This window comes from Streptomyces sp. NPDC047974 (assembly GCF_040653375.1).
GTDB lineage: Bacteria > Actinomycetota > Actinomycetes > Streptomycetales > Streptomycetaceae > Streptomyces.
Genome location: NZ_JBEZNU010000006.1, coordinates 131678 through 150465, shown reverse-complemented (window position 1 = coordinate 150465; position 18788 = coordinate 131678). Strand labels below are relative to the sequence as shown.

Here is an 18788-nt window from a genome sequence, read left to right as displayed (position 1 = left end):
AGCTGACGCTACGTCAGAACTGAACGTCCGAGCAGGCGTAGAAGGCGTTCGCGGTGTCCGCGACCGTCCACACCGCCAGGATCAGGTGGCGGCCCGTCTTGCCCGCCGGGATGGTCCCGGAGTGCGAGAGCGTCGACGGGGGCTGCTGGTTGTTGTACGGGACGGTGAGGAACGGCTGGGGGTCGAGCTGGGCCCGGGTGAGCTTGCTGTTCGGGTTCCAGCCGTTCTTGGTGATGTAGTACCGGAAGTCCGAGGTCGCGTGGCGGGCCGTGAACTGCCAGCGGAAGCTGTAGCTCTGGCCCGCGGTGACCTTGGTCGTCGGCCAGGCGCCGCCGCGCGGGTCGTCCAGCTGCGCGAAGCGGGAGTTCCCGCCGGCGCAGATGGTGCCGTCGGCGGGGCCGGCGGCCGGGAAGCCCTTGAGCCCCTCGACCGACTGCGGCTCCCACTGGATGGAGCCGCAGTTCGTCACGGTGCCGTTGGCGCAGAGCTTCTGGCGGCTGATCGGGGAGTCGGTGTAGCCGTGGCTGTTCGCGGTGCTGGTGGCGAAGAGGGAGGCGGCGGTGACGCCGAGCGCCACGGCGGCCAGCCCTGTCTTTTTGCGCATGCTGTCGCTCCAGGGAGAACGTGGGGGAGTTCTGTGATGCCCGTGGGCCGTGCTGCACGCGTGCGGGGTGGTTCCGGGTGATGCGGGTGGTGCATGTGATGCGGGTGATGCGGATTATGCCGATGGAACGGTTTAGGTCTAGACCAAGTACCAAGGTAGGGACGGAAGTTGAACATGTCCATACCAACGGCGAGGGCGGCCGGGAAGACCCGGCCGCCCTCGTGGCGGAGACCCGAACCGGCCGTCAGGCGCCCTCCCCCGGGCCCCCACGGCCCGTGTAGAACGCCACCGTCAGATCCTTCACCAGCGCCTTCCGCTCGTAGTCGTCGAGCTCGACCAGACCACGACTGGTCAGCCGGTGGACCACGTCGTCCACCGCGTCCACCACCGACGTCAGGACGCTGTCCCGGTGCTTCGCGTCGATCGCCGCGATCCGGCGGCGGCGCATCGCCTCCGCGACCTCGGGGGCGTACTCGATCCTCGTCGGCTGCGCCGAGAACACGTCCAGGCCGACCGGGGCGCACTCCGCCGACAGCATCCGGGTCAGCGCCTCGCCGACCGCCTCCGCGTCCCGGAGCGTCGGCGCGTCCTCGTGGAACGCGTCGGCCGGCAGCTGCGACAGCACCCGGGCCATCGCCGCCTCCACCTGCTCGCGCAGGTAGTCCTCGTGTCCGTCGACCCCGAGCGCCGCGCGGACGGTGTCCCTGACCCGCCACACGACGAGGACCGTCACGTCCAGCGCGGTGCCCTTCGCGTCCACCGCCGGCAGCGGCTCGCTGCGCCAGTGGCGCAGCCGGACGTCCACCCGGCGGCGCAGCAGCAGCGGGCTCGCCCACACCAGTCCGGTACGGCGGACGGTGCCGCGGTACTCGCCGAACAGCGTCAGCACCCAGGCGTACCCGACCCGGCCCCGGCCGAGGCCGCCCACCGCGAACAGCAGCACCAGCACACCGAGCGCCATCAGCGCCCACTGGGCGAGGTGGATGCCGTGGTACGGACGCGGGGGCAGGCCCAGCATGCGCGCGACCTCGGCGGGGACGGCGCCCGCCCACCACACGACGGCCGCGCACCCCACGAGCGCGAGCAGCCCGCCGGCGATGCCGACCCAGCCCGGCAGCACCGCAGCCGCCCGCTCCACCAGCGCCGGATCGGCCGTCGGCGCGGGGCGCGCGGGGCCGGGGCGGGCGTGCTTGGTCGCGGGCCTCGGGATGACGGCCTGCTTCGCCTTCCGCGCGGTGGGCGGCGCCATGGCGACGGTGTCGGGACCGCCGTCGTCGGCGACGGTCCCGCTCCTGCCGGCGCCCGTGACGGCGCCGTCGCCGTCACGGAAGAGCAGATGGACCGGGATCGACCCGGTCGTCTCCGCCCCGATGAGGTTCTTCCGGCGCGGCAACCGCCCCACTCCCGCGACCGGCACCGCGACCGACGCGACCCGCATCCCGGTGATCCGCCCGAAGTCGAGCAACTCCCGCTCCTCCTTGAACACACCGACCCCCGCGCCCCCCGGCAGACCGGCGCCGCCGGCCCCGGAGCCGGAACCCGCCGGCGCCGCCCCGGCCGAGCCCTCCGCGACACGGGCCGCGGCCGCGGCGGCGGCCGCACGAGCGGGAACGGCACCTGCCGAACCCGGCCCCGTCGAAGCGTCGGTGCGGGCCGGAGCCGCCTCGCGGGCGGCCGACTCCGGGGCCGTCGCGACGGGACCGCCCGGCCGGGCAGGGCTCGCGGGCACGGCCGCCGCGTGCGGCGGAAGACCGGGGGCGGCCGCCCCCGCGCGCGGAACGGCAGGGGTCTCCGCGCGGGCCGGGCCCGCCGGGGCACCGGCCGCATCCTCGGGCGCCGGGGGCGTGGCCCGGCCCGGCGCGACCGCGGCCGCACGCGACACCACGCCACCCGCCTCACGGGCGGCGGGCTCCGGGGCCGTGGCGACCGGACCGCCCGGCCGGGCAGAGCCCGCGGGCGGCGCCGCCGCGGGTGAACCCGCCGGGGAAGCGGTGCCCTGCGCCGGGGCCGGACCGGCCGGGGTCTCCGTGCGGGCCGGGCCCGCCGGGGCACCGGCCGCGCCCTCGGGCGCCGGGGGCGTGGCCCGGCCCGGCACGACCGCGGCCGCACGCGACACCGCGCCACCCGCCTCACGGGCGGCGGGCGGCGGGCCCGCCGCGACGGGATTCCCCGGCGGGGCACCCGGCGCGACCGACGCGGGGCCCGCGGGCGCCGGCGTGGTCGGGGCGGAGCCCACGGGCGCCGGGGTCGCCGACGCGGAGGCCACGGGTGTCGGCGTGGTCGGCGCGGGCCCCGGGGGCGTCGGGGTGGTCGAGGACCGCACCGTTTGGGCGGCGGGTGTGGGGGGTGTCGGGTTCGGGGGGGACGGTGGGTCGGCGGTGGGCGTGGGGCCCGGGGCCGTGGGGGGCTCCGTCTCGGCCGGTGCGGAGTCCGCGGGGGCCTCGGTGGAGGGGCGGCGGGGGAGGGTGCCGTCGGTGAGGCGGCGGGCCGTGCGCGCGGCGTCGCGGGAGGCCGCCGCGCCGGAGTCGTTGGGGGGTGCTGCCGTCATTCGGGGTCCACCTCATGCTCTCGGGGTCATCGGAACAAACGCCGCCAGGTCTCCGGGCCCGGGTAGCCGTCGGCCGCTGCGCCGCGCCAGCCCTGTGCCCGCTGGAACGCCTCGACGTTGCGGCGGTCCGCCTCCGTCCAGCGCGGACCGGGTCCCGACAGGTAGTGCTTGCCGAAGCCCCGCTTCACCAGTTGTTTGCCCAGCTTCTCCACATATGCGTTGGATTGGCCCGGACGGAAGGAGCCACGCCCGGGGAACCCGTTCGCATCTGTGCTCGGACCGCTCGAACCACTCGAACCGCCGATGTCCCTGCCCTGCCCCGAGACGAGCAGCGCCCAGGTGTGCGGGCCCGGCAGGCCGTCCGCCTCCGCGCCCTTCCAGCCCTGGGCTCGCTGGAACGCCTGGGTCGCCCTGCGGTCGGCCTCGCTCCACTTCGGACCGGCCCCGGCCGCGTAGAAGCGCTTGGCGCCGCGCTGGATCAGCATCCGTCCGAGCCGCGTCACGTGCGCGTTGTTCGCGCCGGGCCCGAACTTCACGCTGCCGGGGTACGCCGCCGTGCCCGTCGGCGGGGCCGTCGCGCCGCCGCCCGCGCCGGTGCCGCCGCCGTCCAGGCCCTTGTAGCGGTACGCCACGTACCGGGAGGAGTTCTCCCAGTACGCCATGGGCGTGGCCTGCTTCCGGGTGCGCGGCTTGGTCTGCTCGTACGCGATGTACGAGGTGTGGGTGTAGTCCGTCCAGCCGCCGAAGATCGTCACGTGCGAGCCGCGGGTCGGGTTGGCCGGGTTGTGGAAGAGCAGGATGTCGCCGGGCTGGAGCTGGGTCCGGTCGATGCGGACGGCGAAGCGGTCGAGGCTGCCGGTCCACTCGTTGCTGCTCAGGTTCCAGGCCATGGAGATGTAGCCGGAGCAGTCCTGGCGGTACCCGTCCGACCAGTACTTCTCCATCGAGTACGGCACCTGGGCCGCGACCCAGGTCTTGGCCCGGTTGATGATCTCCGTGCGGGTCGTCTTCCGCAGCGTCTCCGTCGAGATCTGACTGGTCGTCGGGACGGCGCCCGGGGTCGGTCCGCCGCCGGCCTGCGCGGCCGGCGGGCCGTGCAGCGGGGCGCGGCCGCCCTGCGGGGTGTCGGCGCCCAGGGCGGCGTCCGCCGCGTCCGCCGCGTCGGACGGGGCCACGGGCGCGAGGGCGGTGGCGATGCCGCTCGCCCCTCCCCCGCCGAGGACCGCGCCCGCCGCCGTCACCAGGACCAGCGCCCGGCGGGCGCCGTGGGCCGCCGGGTGGCCGCCCGCGCGGACCGGCAGCCCCAGGGCGAGGTCGCGGCGGTGCCGGGCGCAGCCCGGGCAGCCACAGTCGGGCGCGGGTTCGAATTCCTCGAAGGCCGGCACGCTGCTCATGTGATCCCCTCCACACTCGTCAAGATCCCTTTGGGCCTCGTTTCGGGCGCCAGTTTCTCAACTGTCTGGACAAATCGCATTTTGACGGATCAACGGCCTGATACGACCATCCGACAGGCCGGAAGGCGGGACGGAAGACGGGACGGAAGGGGCGGTCGTTGGTCGGAAGCACCCCTGGAGGTCGGGTAGAGTTATCTCTGTCAGCAGGCGCCGCTAGCTCAGTTGGTTAGAGCAGCTGACTCTTAATCAGCGGGTCCGGGGTTCGAGTCCCTGGCGGCGCACCGACAGAGAAGGCCCCTCGCGAAAGCGAGGGGCCTTCTTGTTGCCGGGGTTCAACTACCGTGCGTTGCGGGCCAGTTCCAGTGCGTAGGAGTCGAACCACTCCCCCGCGCGCGGGCCGCCCCGGCACTCGCCGTCCGACTCTCCCGGCCGCTTGATCCACAGATAGGCGCGGACGAGCGGGTCGCCCGTGCGCAGGGTCGGCGGCTCGCCGAGGGCGCGGCCCGGCGGGTTGCACCAGTTCTCCGCCGGGTCGCCCGCCGTGTAGGGGCCGTTTCCGTTGCGGCTCGTGTCGACGACGAAGGGCTTGCCGCCGACCAGGGCGGAGAGCGTGCGACCGTACGCCACGCTCTCCTTGGTCGTGCGGAAGTTCGAGACGTTCACCGCGAAGCCGTCGGCGGATGCGATGCCGGCCCGTCGGAGGGGGTCGGCCAGTTTCTCCGGCGCGGCCCAGCCGGCGTTGCCCGCGTCCAGGTGGACGGTGGTCTGCGGCTGCCGCTGGAGGCGCTCGACGGCGGCCTTGAGCAGGGCGTACCGCTCGGCGTGGCGCTCGGCGGGGGCGCAGCCGTCGACCATGTGCATCACCGCGTCCGGCTCCAGGACCACCGTCGCCCGGCGCGGGCCGATCCCCCGGGCGACGGCGTCCACCCAGGCGAGGTACGCCTTCCGGTCGGGCGCGCCGCCGGCCGAGTGGAGGCCGCAGTCGCGGTGCGGGATGTCGTAGAGGACGAGCAGCGAGGCCCGGCCGGCCTTCGTCGCGGCCTCGGTGAGGGTCCTGGCCTCCGCCTCGGGGCGGTCGGTGCCGATCCACTCCGCGGCGGGGCGGGTCGCGATCCGGTCGAGCAGCGCGGCCTCGGCGGTGCGGCCCGCGGCGCGGTGGGCGGCGGCGGCCCGGGCGGCCTTCCCGTCGGGGTTCACCCAGTAGGGGGCGTCCGCCGCCGGGGCCGGACCGGGTGCGGCGGTCGCGGGTGCGCAGGCCGCCACGGCGAGGAGGGCGAGGGCGGCGGCGGGGGCTCGGCGTGCGGGCATGCGGGCCTCGTGCGCGGTCGGGGTGACGGGGACGCCCATCGTGGCACGGCCCCGCCCCGGTCCACGCGAGGCCGCGCCCGTCGCGGTACCCGAACCCGACGCGGGGGCTACTCCGCGGAGGTCAGGTAGGCGGAGACGACCACGTTGGCCGTGTAGGTGCCGGTGGTGTGGTCGAAGGTGCCGCCGCAGGTGATGAGGCGGAGTTCGGAGCGGGTGGGGTCGTGCGGGCCGTAGACCTTGCCGGCGTCGAAGGCGTCGCGGGGGACGACGGAGACGTCGTCGACGGTGAAGACCGCGACGGAGCCGTCCGTCCGGGTGACGCGGACGGTCTCGCCGGGGCGGGTGGCGCTGAGGCCGTAGAAGACGGCGGGCCGGGTCTCGGTGTCGACGTGGCCGACGAGGAGCGCGGGGCCCGCAGCGCCGGGCGTGGTGCCGGGGCCGTACCAGCCGACGGTGTGCGGCAGCTCGTACGGCGGCGGGTCGACCGCCCCGGTGGCGTCGAGGCCCCGGGGGACGACGGGGGCGTCGATGCCGAGGGCGGGGAGCTGGACGCGGCGGGGCTCCGCCGCCCCGGGTATCGGCGGGCGGGGCGGCGGCAGGGCCACGCCGAGCGGGCGGCCGACCGCCGCGATGTCGCCGTGCGTGGGGGCCGAGCTGCCGCCCGGGCCCTGGACGCCGTCCTGGCCCCAGAGCCACAGGCCGAGGAGCAGGACCGCCCAGGCCACGCCGGTGACCGGGCGGCTCGACGCGGCCACGCCTATTCCGTACGCCGGCGGCGGGAGCTCCGGAAGGCGACCGCGACGGCGGCGACGGCGGCCATGCCGAGGCCGAGCAGGGTGTACGGGGTGCCGAGGCCGTCCTCGCTCGCCGTCTGGGCAACGCCGGGCGCGGCGGGGGCCGCGAAGGCCGCGGTGCCGCCGCCGCCCGCGCGGACCGGGGCGACCGGGACCGCCGGGTCCGGGCGGTGGCTCGGCCGGTCCTGGTGGTGGCGGACGGTGAGGGTGCCGACGTCGGGGTGGTCGTGGCCGTCGCAGGTGACGGTGATCTTGTACGTGCCGTCCTGAAGGCCCGTGCGGACGGTGGCGCCGCCGAAGAGGGCGTGGGCGCCGCCGTCCCGGCCGGTGAGCTCGGCGTCCGCGACGAACGCCGGGGACTTGGCGGCGCCGGTGGTGCCCTTGCACCCCTGGGCGCGGACGTCGACGTCGGCTCCGGGGGCGGCGGTGGACGGGGTGACGGTGACCTGGACGCCGTCGTGGGCGAGGGCGGTGGCGGCGCCGGGAGCGAGCACCAGAGCCAGTGCCGCCCCTGCGGCACGGAGAGCGAGGGGACCTGAACGCATTGTGACCTCCTGGTACTGGCAGGGTCACCCGGTTCGGCGCGTTTCGCATCCGCAGGGGCGGCGGCGCGTGCGGACTACACGCGGTCGACGAGGTCCGCGATCGACTTCACGACCTTGGAGGGGCGGAAGGGGAAACGGTCGATCTCGGCCTCGGAGGTCAGGCCGGTGAGGACGAGGAAGGTCTGCATGCCCGCCTCCAGGCCCGCCAGGATGTCGGTGTCCATCCGGTCGCCGATCATGGCGCTGGTCTCGGAGTGGGCGCCGATCGCGTTGAGCCCGGTGCGCATCATCAGCGGGTTGGGCTTGCCGGCGAAGTACGGCTCCTTGCCGGTGGCCTTGGTGATGAGGGCGGCGACGGAACCGGTGGCGGGGAGCGGGCCCTCCAGGGAGGGGCCGGTCTCGTCGGGGTTGGTGCAGATGAAGCGGGCGCCGGCGTTGATGAGGCGGACGGCCTTGGTCATGGCCTCGAAGGAGTACGTGCGGGTCTCGCCGAGGACCACGTAGTCGGGGTCGTGGTCGGTGAGGACGTAGCCGATGTCGTGGAGGGCGGTGGTGAGGCCGGCCTCGCCGATGACGTACGCGGTGCCGCCGGGGCGCTGGTCGTCGAGGAACTTCGCGGTGGCGAGCGCCGAGGTCCAGATGTTCTCGACGGGGACGTTCAGGCCCATGCGGGCCAGGCGGGCGTGCAGGTCCCGGGCGGTGTAGATCGAGTTGTTGGTGAGGACCAGGAAGGGCTTCCCGGTATCCCGCAGCTTCGTGATGAACGCGTCGGCGCCGGGGATCGGAACGCCCTCGTGGATGAGGACGCCGTCCATGTCGGTGAGCCAGGATTCGATCGGCTTGCGCTCTGCCATGGGTGCGGGACTCCTGCCGTACAAGTCGTGCGTGTGCTGGGGGCGACGCGACTGCGCTGTGGCGACGCCCCCAGCGTAGGTCAGGAAGTGGTCACGGTGACCCCGTCGATCGTCCAGTACCAGTTGTTGGAGCCGGTGTAGCGGAAGCGGAAGCTGACGTTCGAGGCGCCGGCGGGGACCGGGACGGAGAGGGACTGGGGCTGGGAGACCACGTCGGCGGTGTAGCTCTTGACGACGGTCGGGGTGCCGCCGTTGAAGGAGGCGAGCACCTGGGCGACCTGGGAGCCCTCCTGGCGGTAGAGGGTGGTGAAGCCGAGGGTGACGCGGGCGGCGCCGGCGACCGCGTACGCCGGGGTGACCAGGGTCGTGTCGTACGCGCCGGAGAAGGACTTGTCCGCCCACTCGTCGGAGTCGGCGACGGCGAAGACGCCGCGGGCGCGGACGTTGAGTTCGCGGGACTGGTCGCGCTGGGCGCGGGACCAGAACTCGTCGGTGGCGAAGGACCAGCCGCGCCACTCGGTCACGCCGCCGGTGCCCATGGCGCTGTTGATGACGGACCAGCCGGCGGGCGGGGTGTGGGTGAAGCCGAGGACCCCGGCGGGGATGCCGGTCTCGTCGACCCGGCCGCCCAGCGAGCCGTACAGGGCGTCGAAGGGGTCGGTGGAGCGCTCCTGGATCGGCTTGCCGTCGAGGCCCCAGGACGGGTCGGGGACGATGCCGAGCTGGCGGAAGACGGTGGCGGCGACGTCGACGAGCCGGGTGTCGATCGGGCGGGCGCCGGCGGCGATGCCGGGGCCCTGGGCGAGGACGAAGGTGCGGCGCTCCTCGATGGCGGAGCCGCCGTGGCCGCCGGCGTCGGTGTGGCCGTGGTCGGTGGTGACGAGGACGGTCCAGCGCTCGGAGGCGTACGTGGGACGGGCCTTGATCGCGGCGAGGAGGCGGCCGAGGTAGCCGTCCTGGACGGCGATGGCGTCGAGGTACTTCTGGCTGGCGGCGCCGTGGTTGTGGCCGATCTCGTCGGTCTCGCCGAAGTAGACGAAGAGGACGTCCGGGTTCTGGTCGCGCAGGACCTGCTCGGTGAGGTCGGTGATGACGGCGTCGTTGACGACGTAGTTGTTGTCGTAGACCAGCTTGGCGTCGGCGCCGGGGGTGACGGTGCCGTGCGTGTCGAGCTCGGGCCAGTCGACCGCGGCGAAGAGCGAGAGGCCGGGGCGGACCTGGTTCAACCGGGCCAGGAATCCCGGGTACTTGGCGTAGTTCTTGCCGGCGAAGGTGTTGTCCTTGACGCCGTGCTTGTCGGGCCAGACGCCGGTGGAGATGGTCGACCAGCCGGGGCCGGAGGAGGTCGCGGCCATCGGGTTGGCGTAGAGCAGGGAGCGGCCGTAGGTGCCGTTCGCCATCAGGGACTTGAGGGTGGGGGCGTTCGCGGCGTCGATGCGGTCGTACCGCAGGCCGTCCATGCCGACGACGAGGACCTTGTCGAGGCTCGTGCCGTTCGGGAGCGTCGGGGCGGCGGCGGCCTGGGCGGCGGGGGCGGTGGCGAGGCCGGTGGCGGCGAGGGCCGTACCGGCGGCGCCGGCGGCGAGCACGGTGCGGCGGGAGATGCCGGGGAGCGGCATGTCGGTGTCCTCCACGAGAGGGGGAAGGGGGTGGATACGCACACCAACGCCCCTGATTTTCCAGGGGCGTTGGTCCGTACCCGTTATCTTTCCGCTATCTTCGGAGCGGGTCGAGGGACGTGCGGTGAACTCTCAGCTGCCGGTCGCGGACTTCCACGCGTCCACGTAGGACGACAGGTTCGTGTCGATGTCGGCCCAGTCCGGCTCGAAGATCTCGACGCCCTCGATCAGCTTCGCCAGCTCGATGGCGTTGGCGTCGGTGGCCTTGATGTCCTTGCGGGCGGGGAAGCCGCCGCCGACGGCGCTGACCTCGCGCTGGGCGCCCTCGCTCAGCATGAAGTCGAGGAGCTTCTTGCCGTTCTCGGTGTGCGGGGCCTTGTCGACGAGTCCGGCGGCGTAGGGCAGGGCGAAGGTGGTGGGCTTGCCGCCCTCCTTGGCCGGGAACCAGATGGCGAGGTTCGGCATGGACTTGGCCTGGGCGAAGTTCATCTGCACGTCGCCGTTGGCGACGAGGAGCTCGCCCTTGTCGACCTTGGGGGCGAGCTTGGAGGTGGAGGAGGACGGGCCGACGTTGTTGGCCTGGAGCTTCTTCAGGTACTCCATGGCGGGCGCCTGGCCGCCGAAGTCGTGCATGGCCTTGATGAGGACGGCGGTGCCGTCGCCGGCGACGCCGGGGGTGGAGTACTGGAGCCTGTTCCTGAACTTCCCGTCGAGGAGGGCCTCCCAGGTGCCGGGGGCCTCGGGCAGTTCCTTCTTGTTGTGGATGAAGCCGAAGTAGTTGTTGACGACGGACGTCCAGGAGCCGTCGGCGGCCTTGTCGGCGCCGTCGACCTGGTCGGCGCCCTTCGGCGTGTACTTCTGGAGGAGGCCCTTGGAGCCGGCCTGCTGGATGAAGGGCGGGAGGGTGACGATGACGTCGGCCTGCGTGTTGGACTTCTCGCGGAGGGCCCGCTGGACCATCTCCCCGGAGCCGCCCTCGACGTACTTCACCTTGATGCCGGTCTCCTTCTCGAAGTCGGCGAAGACCTTGTCGTACCAGCCGTCGCCCTTCTCGCCCTTGAGGCCGTCGGCGCTGTAGACGGTGACGACCTTCTCATCGGAGGCGGCGGAGGAGCCGCCGCAGGCGGTGAGGGAGGCGGCGAGGGCGAGGGCTCCGGTGACGGCGGCGACCGGCTTGGCGTACATGCGCATAACGTCGTTCTTCTCCTGCGTGAGGGTTATCGGTAGGACGCTCTGGTGCGGATACGGGAGACGGCGAGCAGGACCAGCAGGGTCGTGGCCATGAGGACCACGGCCAGCGCCGATCCGGTGAAGAGGGACCCGCGGTCGGTGGCGGTGAAGACCAGCACCGGCAGCGGCATCCAGTCCGGCGGGTAGAGCATCATCGTGGCGCTCAGCTCTCCCATGGACAGGGCGAAGCAGAGCCCGGCGGCGGCGCTCAGCGAGGGCAGCAGCAGGGGCAGCTTGACCCGGAACAGGACGTACGAGGGGCGGGCGCCGAGTCCGGCCGCCGCCTGCTCGTACATGGGGTCGAGGCGGCGGATGGCCGCCGAGACCGACTGGTGGGCGAAGGCCGTGACCAGGACCGTGTGGGCCAGGATCACGATCCAGCGGGTGCCGTTGAGGAGCAGCGGCGGCCGGGAGAAGGCCACCAGGACGGCGAGGCCGACCACCACCGACGGCACGGCGAGCGGCAGCACGAACAGCGCGTCCAGGATCCGGCGGCCCCTGCCGCGCAGGGCGGCGGCGGTGAGCGCCGCCCAGGTGCCGAGGGCGAGGGCGAGGAGGCTCGCGGCGACGGCGGTGACGAGGCTGGTCGTCAGGGCCTGGAGGGACTCGCCGCGGACGGCCGCCGCGTAGTGCTCGGTGGTCGGTCCGGAGGGGAAGGCGCCGGACCAGTGGGTGGAGAGGGAGGCGGCGACGATGACGAGGAGGGGGACGGCGAAGAGCGGCACGAAGAGGACCGCGAAGGCGAGCCAGGACGCCCACCGTCCGGTACGGCTATGCACCAGCACGACGGCTCACCCCCCGGTAGACCGCGTAGAGACCGACGGAGATCGCGACGTTGACGACGGCGACGACACAGGCGGCGGCGTAGTCGGATTCGAGGATGGCCTTGGAGTAGACGAGCATCGGGAGGGTCGTGACGCCCTTGGCGCCGGTGAAGAGGACGATGCCGAACTCGTTGAGGCACATGACGAGGACGAGGCTGCCGCCGGCCGCGAGCGCGGGCAGCGCCTCGGGGAGGATCACCTTCCGCACGATCCGCGCGGGCCGGGCGCCGAGCGAGGACGCCACCTCCAGCTGGGCGGTGTCCAGCTGGGAGAAGGCGGCGAGCAGCGGCCGCATCACGAAGGGCGTGAAGTACGTGATCTCGGCGAGGAGCACGCCCCACGGGGTGGTGAGGAACCGGAACGGCCCCTCGGCGGCTCCCGTGGCGCCCGTCCACAGTCCGTTGGCCATGCCGACCGTGCCGTACACGAACAGCAGGGCGAGGGTGATGAGGAAGGACGGGAAGGAGAGGAAGACGTCGATGAAGCGGGAGACCGCCTTCGCCCCGGGGAAGGGCACGAAGGCGACGATCAGCGCGAGGACGAAGCCGAGGACGAGGCAGCCGACGGTGGCGCCGACCGCGAGCCACACGGTGGTGACCAGCGCGTCCCGGAAGGAGGCGGAGGCGAAGACGTCGGCGTACGCGCCGGGCGCGAGCGACTCCTGGACGACGAGCCCCAGCGGGTAGAGGAAGACCAGCCCGAGGACGGCGACGGGCGGCAGGGCCCAGACCCAGGTGGGGACCGTACGGCTCCGGGAGCGGCGGGCCGCCGTGACGGCGGGCGGCGCGGTGGCCGAGGCCGTCGAGGCGCTAGCCATCGTTCACCCCCGCCGCCAGCAGCACCGCGTCCTCCGGCGCGAAGTGCAGGGTGATCTCCTGGCCCAGCGGCGGCGTGTCCCGCAGCTCCCGCACGTCGGCCTTCACGCGGTGCCCGTCGACGTCGACGTACAGCCGGTGGGTGGCGCCCCGCCACTGGACCTCGGCGATCCGGCCGCGCAGGGCGTTGGGGCCGTCGCCGAGGCCGATGAGGTGGGGGCGGACGCAGAGGGTGGCGGTGGCGCCGGGGGCCGCGTCGCCGACCGGGACCTTCAGGGCGGCGCCGGCGAACTCGACGCCGTCGGAGCCGACGCGGACCGGCAGCAGGTTGGCGTTGCCGACGAAGGAGGCGGTGAACTCGGTGCGGGGCCGCCGGTACAGCTCCTGCGGGGTGCCGCAGTCCTGGAGCCGCGCCTTGTCCATGACGGCGATCCGGTCGGCGAGGGTGAGCGCCTCGACCTGGTCGTGGGTGACGTACAGGACGGAGACGTCGGGGAGTTCGCGGTGGAGCCGGGCCAGCTCGGCGAGCATCCCTGAGCGGAGCTGCGCGTCGAGCGCGGAGAGCGGTTCGTCGAGGAGGAGGACGTCGGGGCGGATGGCGAGGGCGCGGGCGATGGCGACGCGCTGCTGCTGGCCGCCGGAGAGCTCGCGGGGGTGGCGCCTGGCGTACGCCGCCATCCCGGTCATCTCCAGGGCCTCGGCGACCCGGCCGGGGATCTCGGCCTTGGGGTGCTTGCGGGCCTTGAGCCCGAAGGCGACGTTCTCGTCGACGCGCAGGTGCGGGAAGAGGGCGTACTGCTGGACGACCATCCCGATGCCCCGCTTGTACGGCGGGAGGTCGGTGACGTCCCGGTCGCCGATGTACACGCGGCCGGCGGAGGGCCGGACGAAGCCGGCGACGGTCCGCAGGGCGGTGGTCTTGCCGGAGCCGGAGGGGCCGAGGAGGGCCATCACCTCGCCGGGTGCGACGGTGAGGGTGAGCGCGTCGAGGACGGTGGTGTCCCCGTAGGCGACGGAGACACCGTCGAAGCGGATGCCGCTGGTCACGACTCGTACTCCCGTATCGCGGCGGGGAGATCGGCGACGGAGGCGAGGACGTGGGTGGCGCCGTGCTCCTTCAGGGCGTGCTCGCCGTGGGCGCCGGTGAGGACGCCGGCGACGATCCCGGCGCCGGAGCGGGCGCCGGTGAGCATGTCGTACGAGGTGTCGCCGGCGACCGCGGTCCGGCGCACGTCGTCGACGGCTCCGGTGCGCAGGAGGGCGGCGAGGACCAGGTCCGGGTACGGGCGGCCGCGGCCGCCGGCGTCGGCCGGGCAGAGGGTGAGGTCGGCGAGGTCCCGCCAGCCGAGGGCGTCGAGGATGGCGTCCTGGGTGACGCGGGCGAAGCCGGTGGTGAGGACGACGGTACGGCCCTGCCCGCGGAGTTCCCCGATGGTCTCGGCGGCGCCGGGGACCGGGGCGATCAGGCCCTCGGAGACCAGCTCCCCGTACGCCTCCTCGAAGGCCGTGTTGGCCTGCCGGGCGCGGGTCTCGTCGCCGCCGAGGAGGTGGCGGAAGACGGAGATCTTGGACTCGCCCATGGTGGCGCGGACGTGGTCGATCATCGTGGCCGGGTCCTCGCCGAGGCGTTCGGCGGCGGCCGTGAAGGCGCGCTCGACGAGGCCGTCGTCGGCGACGGTGGTGCCGGCCATGTCGAGGACGACCAGGTCGAGGGTGTTCTTCGTGGTCATGTGTGTCACCAGCCCAGTTCGTTCGCGGTCTTCTCGGCGATGGCGGGCGAGCAGGTCATGCCGCGGCCGCCGGGTCCGGTCACGAGCCAGACCCCGTCCCGTACCCGCTGGCGGTGGACGACCCGGGTGGTGTCCACGCACTGCGCGTACACCCCGGCCCAGCGGCGGTGGATCGCCGGCAGCGGGCGGCCGAGCAGGGACTCGACGACGCGGACGAGGTGCTCGTAGGGGTCCTCGACGGTGTCGAAGGCGAAGGGGTGCTCGTACTCGTGGGTGTCGCCGATGGTCAGCCCGCCGTCGAGGCGCTGCACCATGAGCAGCTGCATCCTGTGGGCGGCGGCGGTCGGGTCCTGCGCCTGGCCGGCGTTGAGCGCGTCGAGGGCCTCGGAGGCGTAGGCCGGGTAGTAGCGGAAGGAGTCCGCGTCGGCGACGGAGGTGGTCAGCGGCTCGCCGAGCGGGGCGGTCTGCATCATCTGGAGGCGGACGCGGCGGACGGGTACCGGCCCCGCGACCTCGCGGACCAGGCCGGAGAGCCAGGCGCCGGTGCACAGGACGACGGCGTCGCCGCTGTGCAGGTCGCCGTGGTCGTCGCGGACGGCGTGCTCGCCGACGACCTCGCGGACCTCGCGGTTCGGGAGGAAGGTGTAGCGGCCGGTGGCGAGGAGGGCCTCGCGGAGGGCGAGCTGCGCGGTGCGCGGCTCGACGGCGGCGTCCCGCTCGCACCACAGGGCGGCGTCGAAGGCGCCGCGCAGGGCCGGGTTGACCGCCCGCGCCTCCTCGGGGGTGAGCAGCTTGTAGCCGCGGGCGGGGGCGTCCGGGCGGGCCACGGCCGCCTCGGCGACGGCCAGCTCCAGCTCGCCCCGGACGGGGGTGAGGGAGCCGATGGCCCGGAAGCCGAGGCCGGGGACGCGGGCGCCGATCCCCTCCCACAGTTCGCGGGCGCGCAGGGCGGTGTCGAGCTCCTCGCCGCCCGCGCGTCCGCTGACCCAGATCTGGCCGAAGTTCCTCAGGGAGGCTCCGCGCGCCTCGGCCTCGCGCTCGATGTGTACGACCTCGTGGCCGCGTTCCACTGCCTGCCAGGCGTGCATGGTTCCCACCACGCCTGCTCCTACGACGATCACCTTCATGCCGTCCACGGTCGGGGCGGCGGGTGGCCTGCTCCGGTCGCGTGGGCGACGGGACGGTGAACGGCCCGACAAGCTTGGACTAGACCCGTTACCTTTCCGTGATGGGGAGGGCGGGGGGCATCGGATCGTGTCCGTTCAGTCCTGGCGGCCGAGGTGGGTGGTGAAGCTGAAGCGGTCGCCTCGGTAGAGGGTGCGGACCCGCTCCAGGGGGCGGCCGTCCTCGTCGCGGGAGAGGCGGTGCAGGAGCAGCATCGGGAGGGCGGGCGGGGTGCCGATGAGGAGGGCCTCGCGCGGGGTGGCGAGCACGGTCTCGATCCGCTCGTCGGCGTCGCCGAAGGAGATGCCGAGCCGGTCGCGGAGGTAACCGTAGAAGGAGGAGTCCGGGTCGAAGTCGGTGTCGAGGCCGGGGACGCGGGCCTCGGAGACGTACGTGCTCTCCAGGCCGACCCGCTCGTCGTCGGCGAGCAGCACCCGCTCCATGTGCCAGACGGGCTCGCCGGGCGCCACGCCGACCTCGGGGGCGAGCGCCTCGGTGCAGGGGAAGCGGTCGAGGGAGACGACGGCGCGGCCCGGGCGGCGGCCCTGGCGGCGGACGCCCTCGGTGTAGCTCGCGAGGGAGAGCGGCTGTTCGAGCTTGGGTCCGGCGACGACCGTGCCCCGCCCCCTCCGGCGGAGCCTGCCCTCCAGGAGGAGCTCGCGCAGGGCCTGGCGGACGGTCTCCCGGGACACCTCGTAGCGCACGGCGAGGTCGCGTTCGGTCGGCAGCGCACCCCCCTCCCCCAACTCGTCGACGAGCAGGGCGAGTCGCGCCTTCACCGCGTAGTACTTGGGCACCCGGCCGTGCTCCGGGACACCGGAGCGGACGGGGGCGCCGGGGGCGCTGGGGGCGTGGTGGTGGTTCATCCGGCGATCGTCGCAGACGGGGGTGAACGGGAAGGTGTACGGAGGATGACCTGCCGGTTCGGCGCGTCAGCGGCCGCTCAGGCGGCGCCCGGCGCGGACGAGGAGGGCGCCGGCGAGGGCGAGGACCGCCGCCCAGGGGGCCAGGCGGACGGCCTCCTCCCGTCCCGTGCGGGCGAGTTCGGGACGGGAGGGCGCGGCGGGGTCCGCGCCGGTGGACGACGGCGGGGGGAGGGGGGACCGGTCGGGTACGGGGGTGGGGGCGGCGGACGGGGACGCCGGGGGCTCGGCGGGCGCGGTCGGCACGGCGGGGGTGGGGGCGGTGCCGGGGACGGGCGGCCCGATCGTGAGGCGGTAGTCGTCGGAGCGTCCGACCCAGTCGCCGTCGGCGCCCCGGCGCTGGACGAGCGCGGCGTTGACGACGACCTCGTCGGGCACGGCGTCCGCGCGGAAGGCGAGCCGGACGGGGACGGTGACGGTACGGCGGGCGGGAACGGCGAATCCGTCGAAGTCGCGGGCGGGGGCGGGGGTTCCGTCGGCGGTACCGGTGGTGGTGCCGGTGGTGGGTCCGGTGGTGGTGCCGGTGGTGGGTCCGGTGGTGGGTCCGGTGGTGGGTCCGGTGGTGGGTCCGGCTTCTTCGGTGCCGTCCGCTCCGGCGGAGCCGCCGACGCCGTCCGTGCCCGCGGAGCCGCCGTCCGCGTCTTCGGCTCCGGTGAACGCGCCGACGCTCTCCGCCTCCTCGGTCGCCTCGAAGGCGACGGGCCGCCAGCGGGCGCCCTCCGCGTCGTAGAACTCCAGCCGGATCTGCTCGGGCCGCAGCACCCGCTTCTCGTCGGTGAGGACGAGCACCGGATGGACCCGCGCGCAGGCCCGCCCGGTGGTGTTGCGCACCTCCAGCTCCCAGCTCCGGAAGGCCCCGCCGGCCGGGTAGTCGGCGGAGCCGTCGTCCCGGATCCGGGTTTCGAGCGGGAAGCCGGACCCGGAGTCGGCGCCGCAGACGGGCGCCGGAGCGGGGGCCGCCGAGGCGGCGGGGGCGGGGAGCAGGGTGCCCGTCAGCGCGACGGCCGCGGCGGCGAAGGCACGGGCGCTGCGCAGGGGCCGGGGGGCGGATGCCATGTGCGGTTGCCTTTGCTGCTCGCGGACGTACGTCTCGCCCGCGACGCTGCCACAGGGCGGGCGCGGAACTCCCCGGCGACACCGCCCGGCCCACCGGATCCGCCCGATCAGCGTATGGTCCGCTCTTCCGACGAACGGGACCGCGGGTGCGCCGGCGGGGCCAGGCCGAAGACGGGAGCGAGGACCAGCTGGGCGGCTCCGCGGGCCACGGCGTGCGGGACGGCCGTCACCTCGACCGGGGTCGGGAGCCGCCGGTCGGCGAGGACGGCGGCGACGCCGTCCTCGAAGACGTCCGGCGCCCCGAGCACCACCCGGCCGCCGAGCAGGACCCTGTCGATGTCGAGGAGCCGGACCAGGTTGGCCGCGCCGGCGCCGAGGATCCGGGCGGCCTCGGCCAGCTCGCCCCGCGCCACCGCCGCGAGGCACAGCACCTCCAGGCAGCCGCGCGCCCCGCAGTCACAGCGGGGCCCGTCGAGCTGCACGGTCTGGTGCCCGAGCTCGCCCGCCCCGGTCCGCTCGCCCCGCAGCGGGACCCCGCCCACGACGAGCCCGGCGCCGAGCCCCGTACCGAGGTGGACGTACGCGAACGAGCGCGGCGCGCCGGGCCGGACGGCGAGGTCGAGGGCGGCGGCGTTCGTGTCCTTGTCGAGCACGACCGGCAGGCCGAGCCGCCCCTCCAGCACCTCCCGCACCGGGGACCCGTCCCACACCGCCGCCCCGGTGACCCGCCCCGCCACCCCGCTCCGGTGCTCCAGCGGCCCGGGCATCGCCACCCCGACCCCGAGGACACGAAGCCGGGGCGGAGCCGCCTCCGGCGCGGGCTGAGCCGCCTCCGGTGCCGGCGGAGCCGCCTCCGGTGCGGGCGGAGCCGCCTCCGGTGCGGGCGGAGCCGTCTCCGCCAAGAGGGCTCGCACGGCCTGGACCAGGGTCTCCAGGACCCGGGGCGGGCCGTCGGACAGGGTGACGGAGTGGTGGCGGACGGCGAGCGGGGCGCCGGTGAGGTCCGTGAGGGCGACGGTGAGTTCGTCGCGGTCGAGGTGGACGCCGATCGCGTGCGCGGCCCCGGGGACCAGACGGAGGACCGTACGGGGCTTGCCGCCGGTCGAGGCGCGGCGGCCGGCCTCCGCCGCCAGGCCCTCCGCGCGCAGCCGGGCGGTGATCTTGCTGACGGCCTGCGGGGTGAGGCCGGTGCGGGCGGCCAGTTCGAGGCGGCTGATGCCCTCCTCCCCCGCCGTCCGCAGCAGGTCGAGGACGAGCGCCGCGTTGTGGCCGCGCAGCGCCGTCAGGTTGGCGCCGCCGCCGGGGTCTCCGCTCATCACTGTCACCGGCCCATTCTCCCCCCTGTTTGCACTTCGGCAACAGTGTTGCTTAAGTGGCGAC

17 protein-coding genes and 1 tRNA gene are annotated in these 18788 nt (G+C 74.5%); 1 reads left to right on the top strand and 17 read right to left on the bottom strand.

Annotated features, from left to right (window positions below):
* Positions 1 to 13 precede the first annotated feature (13 nt).
* From AB0E19_RS11545 to AB0E19_RS11535, 3 genes are all read right to left on the bottom strand, one after another.
* Positions 14 to 604, bottom strand: a complete 591-nt coding sequence (locus tag AB0E19_RS11545; protein WP_362176970.1) for a lytic polysaccharide monooxygenase — start codon at positions 602 to 604, stop codon at positions 14 to 16.
* A gap of 244 nt (positions 605 to 848) precedes the next feature.
* A complete protein-coding gene (locus AB0E19_RS11540; protein ID WP_362176967.1) occupies positions 849 to 3152 on the bottom strand; it encodes an SPFH domain-containing protein in 2304 nt (767 codons plus the stop codon).
* Positions 3153 to 3178: 26 nt separating this feature from the next.
* Complete coding sequence (locus tag AB0E19_RS11535) at positions 3179 to 4546, bottom strand: peptidoglycan-binding protein (RefSeq protein ID WP_362176964.1); 1368 nt, start codon at positions 4544 to 4546, stop codon at positions 3179 to 3181.
* Between the two features lie 207 nt (positions 4547 to 4753).
* On the opposite strand from AB0E19_RS11535, the gene AB0E19_RS11530 reads away from it, so the two are divergent.
* A tRNA-Lys gene (locus AB0E19_RS11530) sits at positions 4754 to 4827 on the top strand.
* Positions 4828 to 4882: 55 nt separating this feature from the next.
* Here the strand turns inward: AB0E19_RS11530 and AB0E19_RS11525 are convergent.
* The 14 genes from AB0E19_RS11525 to AB0E19_RS11460 form a co-directional block, all read right to left on the bottom strand.
* A complete protein-coding gene (locus AB0E19_RS11525) occupies positions 4883 to 5854 on the bottom strand; it encodes a glycoside hydrolase family 6 protein (RefSeq protein WP_362176961.1) in 972 nt (323 codons plus the stop codon).
* Positions 5855 to 5961: 107 nt separating this feature from the next.
* Complete coding sequence (locus AB0E19_RS11520) at positions 5962 to 6609, bottom strand: class F sortase (protein WP_362176958.1); 648 nt, start codon at positions 6607 to 6609, stop codon at positions 5962 to 5964.
* Positions 6610 to 6611: 2 nt separating this feature from the next.
* Complete coding sequence (locus tag AB0E19_RS11515) at positions 6612 to 7193, bottom strand: hypothetical protein (protein WP_362176955.1); 582 nt, start codon at positions 7191 to 7193, stop codon at positions 6612 to 6614.
* 74 nt (positions 7194 to 7267) lie between these two features.
* Positions 7268 to 8047 (bottom strand): HAD-IIA family hydrolase, encoded by a 780-nt coding sequence (locus AB0E19_RS11510; RefSeq protein WP_362176952.1) that lies wholly within the window; start codon positions 8045 to 8047, stop codon positions 7268 to 7270.
* Between the two features lie 80 nt (positions 8048 to 8127).
* On the bottom strand, positions 8128 to 9666 hold the full coding sequence (locus AB0E19_RS11505) for an alkaline phosphatase family protein (RefSeq protein WP_362176949.1): 1539 nt from the start codon (positions 9664 to 9666) through the stop codon (positions 8128 to 8130).
* Between the two features lie 132 nt (positions 9667 to 9798).
* A complete protein-coding gene (locus tag AB0E19_RS11500; RefSeq protein ID WP_362176947.1) occupies positions 9799 to 10857 on the bottom strand; it encodes a 2-aminoethylphosphonate ABC transporter substrate-binding protein in 1059 nt (352 codons plus the stop codon).
* A gap of 26 nt (positions 10858 to 10883) precedes the next feature.
* Positions 10884 to 11681: an ABC transporter permease subunit gene (locus AB0E19_RS11495; protein WP_362176944.1), complete on the bottom strand. Its 798-nt coding sequence runs from the start codon at positions 11679 to 11681 to the stop codon at positions 10884 to 10886.
* Positions 11668 to 12537, bottom strand: a complete 870-nt coding sequence (locus AB0E19_RS11490) for a 2-aminoethylphosphonate ABC transporter permease subunit (protein ID WP_362176941.1) — start codon at positions 12535 to 12537, stop codon at positions 11668 to 11670. Before AB0E19_RS11490 ends, AB0E19_RS11495 begins: the two co-directional genes overlap by 14 nt.
* Positions 12530 to 13582: an ABC transporter ATP-binding protein gene (locus AB0E19_RS11485; protein ID WP_362176938.1), complete on the bottom strand. Its 1053-nt coding sequence runs from the start codon at positions 13580 to 13582 to the stop codon at positions 12530 to 12532. The genes AB0E19_RS11490 and AB0E19_RS11485 overlap by 8 nt, the downstream gene beginning before the upstream one ends.
* Positions 13579 to 14265, bottom strand: a complete 687-nt coding sequence (locus AB0E19_RS11480) for a phosphonatase-like hydrolase (protein WP_362176935.1) — start codon at positions 14263 to 14265, stop codon at positions 13579 to 13581. The genes AB0E19_RS11485 and AB0E19_RS11480 overlap by 4 nt, the downstream gene beginning before the upstream one ends.
* Positions 14266 to 14270: 5 nt before the next feature.
* A complete protein-coding gene (locus tag AB0E19_RS11475) occupies positions 14271 to 15392 on the bottom strand; it encodes a TIGR03364 family FAD-dependent oxidoreductase (protein WP_362176932.1) in 1122 nt (373 codons plus the stop codon).
* Between the two features lie 135 nt (positions 15393 to 15527).
* The gene (locus AB0E19_RS11470) at positions 15528 to 16295 is read right to left on the bottom strand and encodes a GntR family transcriptional regulator (protein WP_362176929.1); all 768 of its coding nucleotides are present in this window, start codon (positions 16293 to 16295) and stop codon (positions 15528 to 15530) included.
* A gap of 66 nt (positions 16296 to 16361) precedes the next feature.
* On the bottom strand, positions 16362 to 17408 hold the full coding sequence (locus AB0E19_RS11465; RefSeq protein WP_362176926.1) for a hypothetical protein: 1047 nt from the start codon (positions 17406 to 17408) through the stop codon (positions 16362 to 16364).
* Between the two features lie 107 nt (positions 17409 to 17515).
* The gene (locus tag AB0E19_RS11460) at positions 17516 to 18724 is read right to left on the bottom strand and encodes an ROK family transcriptional regulator (RefSeq protein ID WP_362176923.1); all 1209 of its coding nucleotides are present in this window, start codon (positions 18722 to 18724) and stop codon (positions 17516 to 17518) included.
* Positions 18725 to 18788 lie beyond the last annotated feature (64 nt).

Coding starts and splice junctions, on each gene's coding strand:
- AB0E19_RS11470 (WP_362176929.1), bottom strand. CDS start 16,295: ATGAACCACCACCACGCCCCCAGCGCCCCCGGCGCCCCCGTCCGCTCC.
- AB0E19_RS11540 (WP_362176967.1), bottom strand. CDS start 3,152: ATGACGGCAGCACCCCCCAACGACTCCGGCGCGGCGGCCTCCCGCGAC.
- AB0E19_RS11480 (WP_362176935.1), bottom strand. CDS start 14,265: ATGACCACGAAGAACACCCTCGACCTGGTCGTCCTCGACATGGCCGGC.
- AB0E19_RS11505 (WP_362176949.1), bottom strand. CDS start 9,666: ATGCCGCTCCCCGGCATCTCCCGCCGCACCGTGCTCGCCGCCGGCGCC.
- AB0E19_RS11545 (WP_362176970.1), bottom strand. CDS start 604: ATGCGCAAAAAGACAGGGCTGGCCGCCGTGGCGCTCGGCGTCACCGCC.
- AB0E19_RS11525 (WP_362176961.1), bottom strand. CDS start 5,854: ATGCCCGCACGCCGAGCCCCCGCCGCCGCCCTCGCCCTCCTCGCCGTG.
- AB0E19_RS11465 (WP_362176926.1), bottom strand. CDS start 17,408: ATGGCATCCGCCCCCCGGCCCCTGCGCAGCGCCCGTGCCTTCGCCGCC.
- AB0E19_RS11500 (WP_362176947.1), bottom strand. CDS start 10,857: ATGCGCATGTACGCCAAGCCGGTCGCCGCCGTCACCGGAGCCCTCGCC.
- AB0E19_RS11460 (WP_362176923.1), bottom strand. CDS start 18,724: ATGAGCGGAGACCCCGGCGGCGGCGCCAACCTGACGGCGCTGCGCGGC.
- AB0E19_RS11510 (WP_362176952.1), bottom strand. CDS start 8,047: ATGGCAGAGCGCAAGCCGATCGAATCCTGGCTCACCGACATGGACGGC.
- AB0E19_RS11515 (WP_362176955.1), bottom strand. CDS start 7,193: ATGCGTTCAGGTCCCCTCGCTCTCCGTGCCGCAGGGGCGGCACTGGCT.
- AB0E19_RS11490 (WP_362176941.1), bottom strand. CDS start 12,537: ATGGCTAGCGCCTCGACGGCCTCGGCCACCGCGCCGCCCGCCGTCACG.
- AB0E19_RS11475 (WP_362176932.1), bottom strand. CDS start 15,392: ATGAAGGTGATCGTCGTAGGAGCAGGCGTGGTGGGAACCATGCACGCC.
- AB0E19_RS11535 (WP_362176964.1), bottom strand. CDS start 4,546: ATGAGCAGCGTGCCGGCCTTCGAGGAATTCGAACCCGCGCCCGACTGT.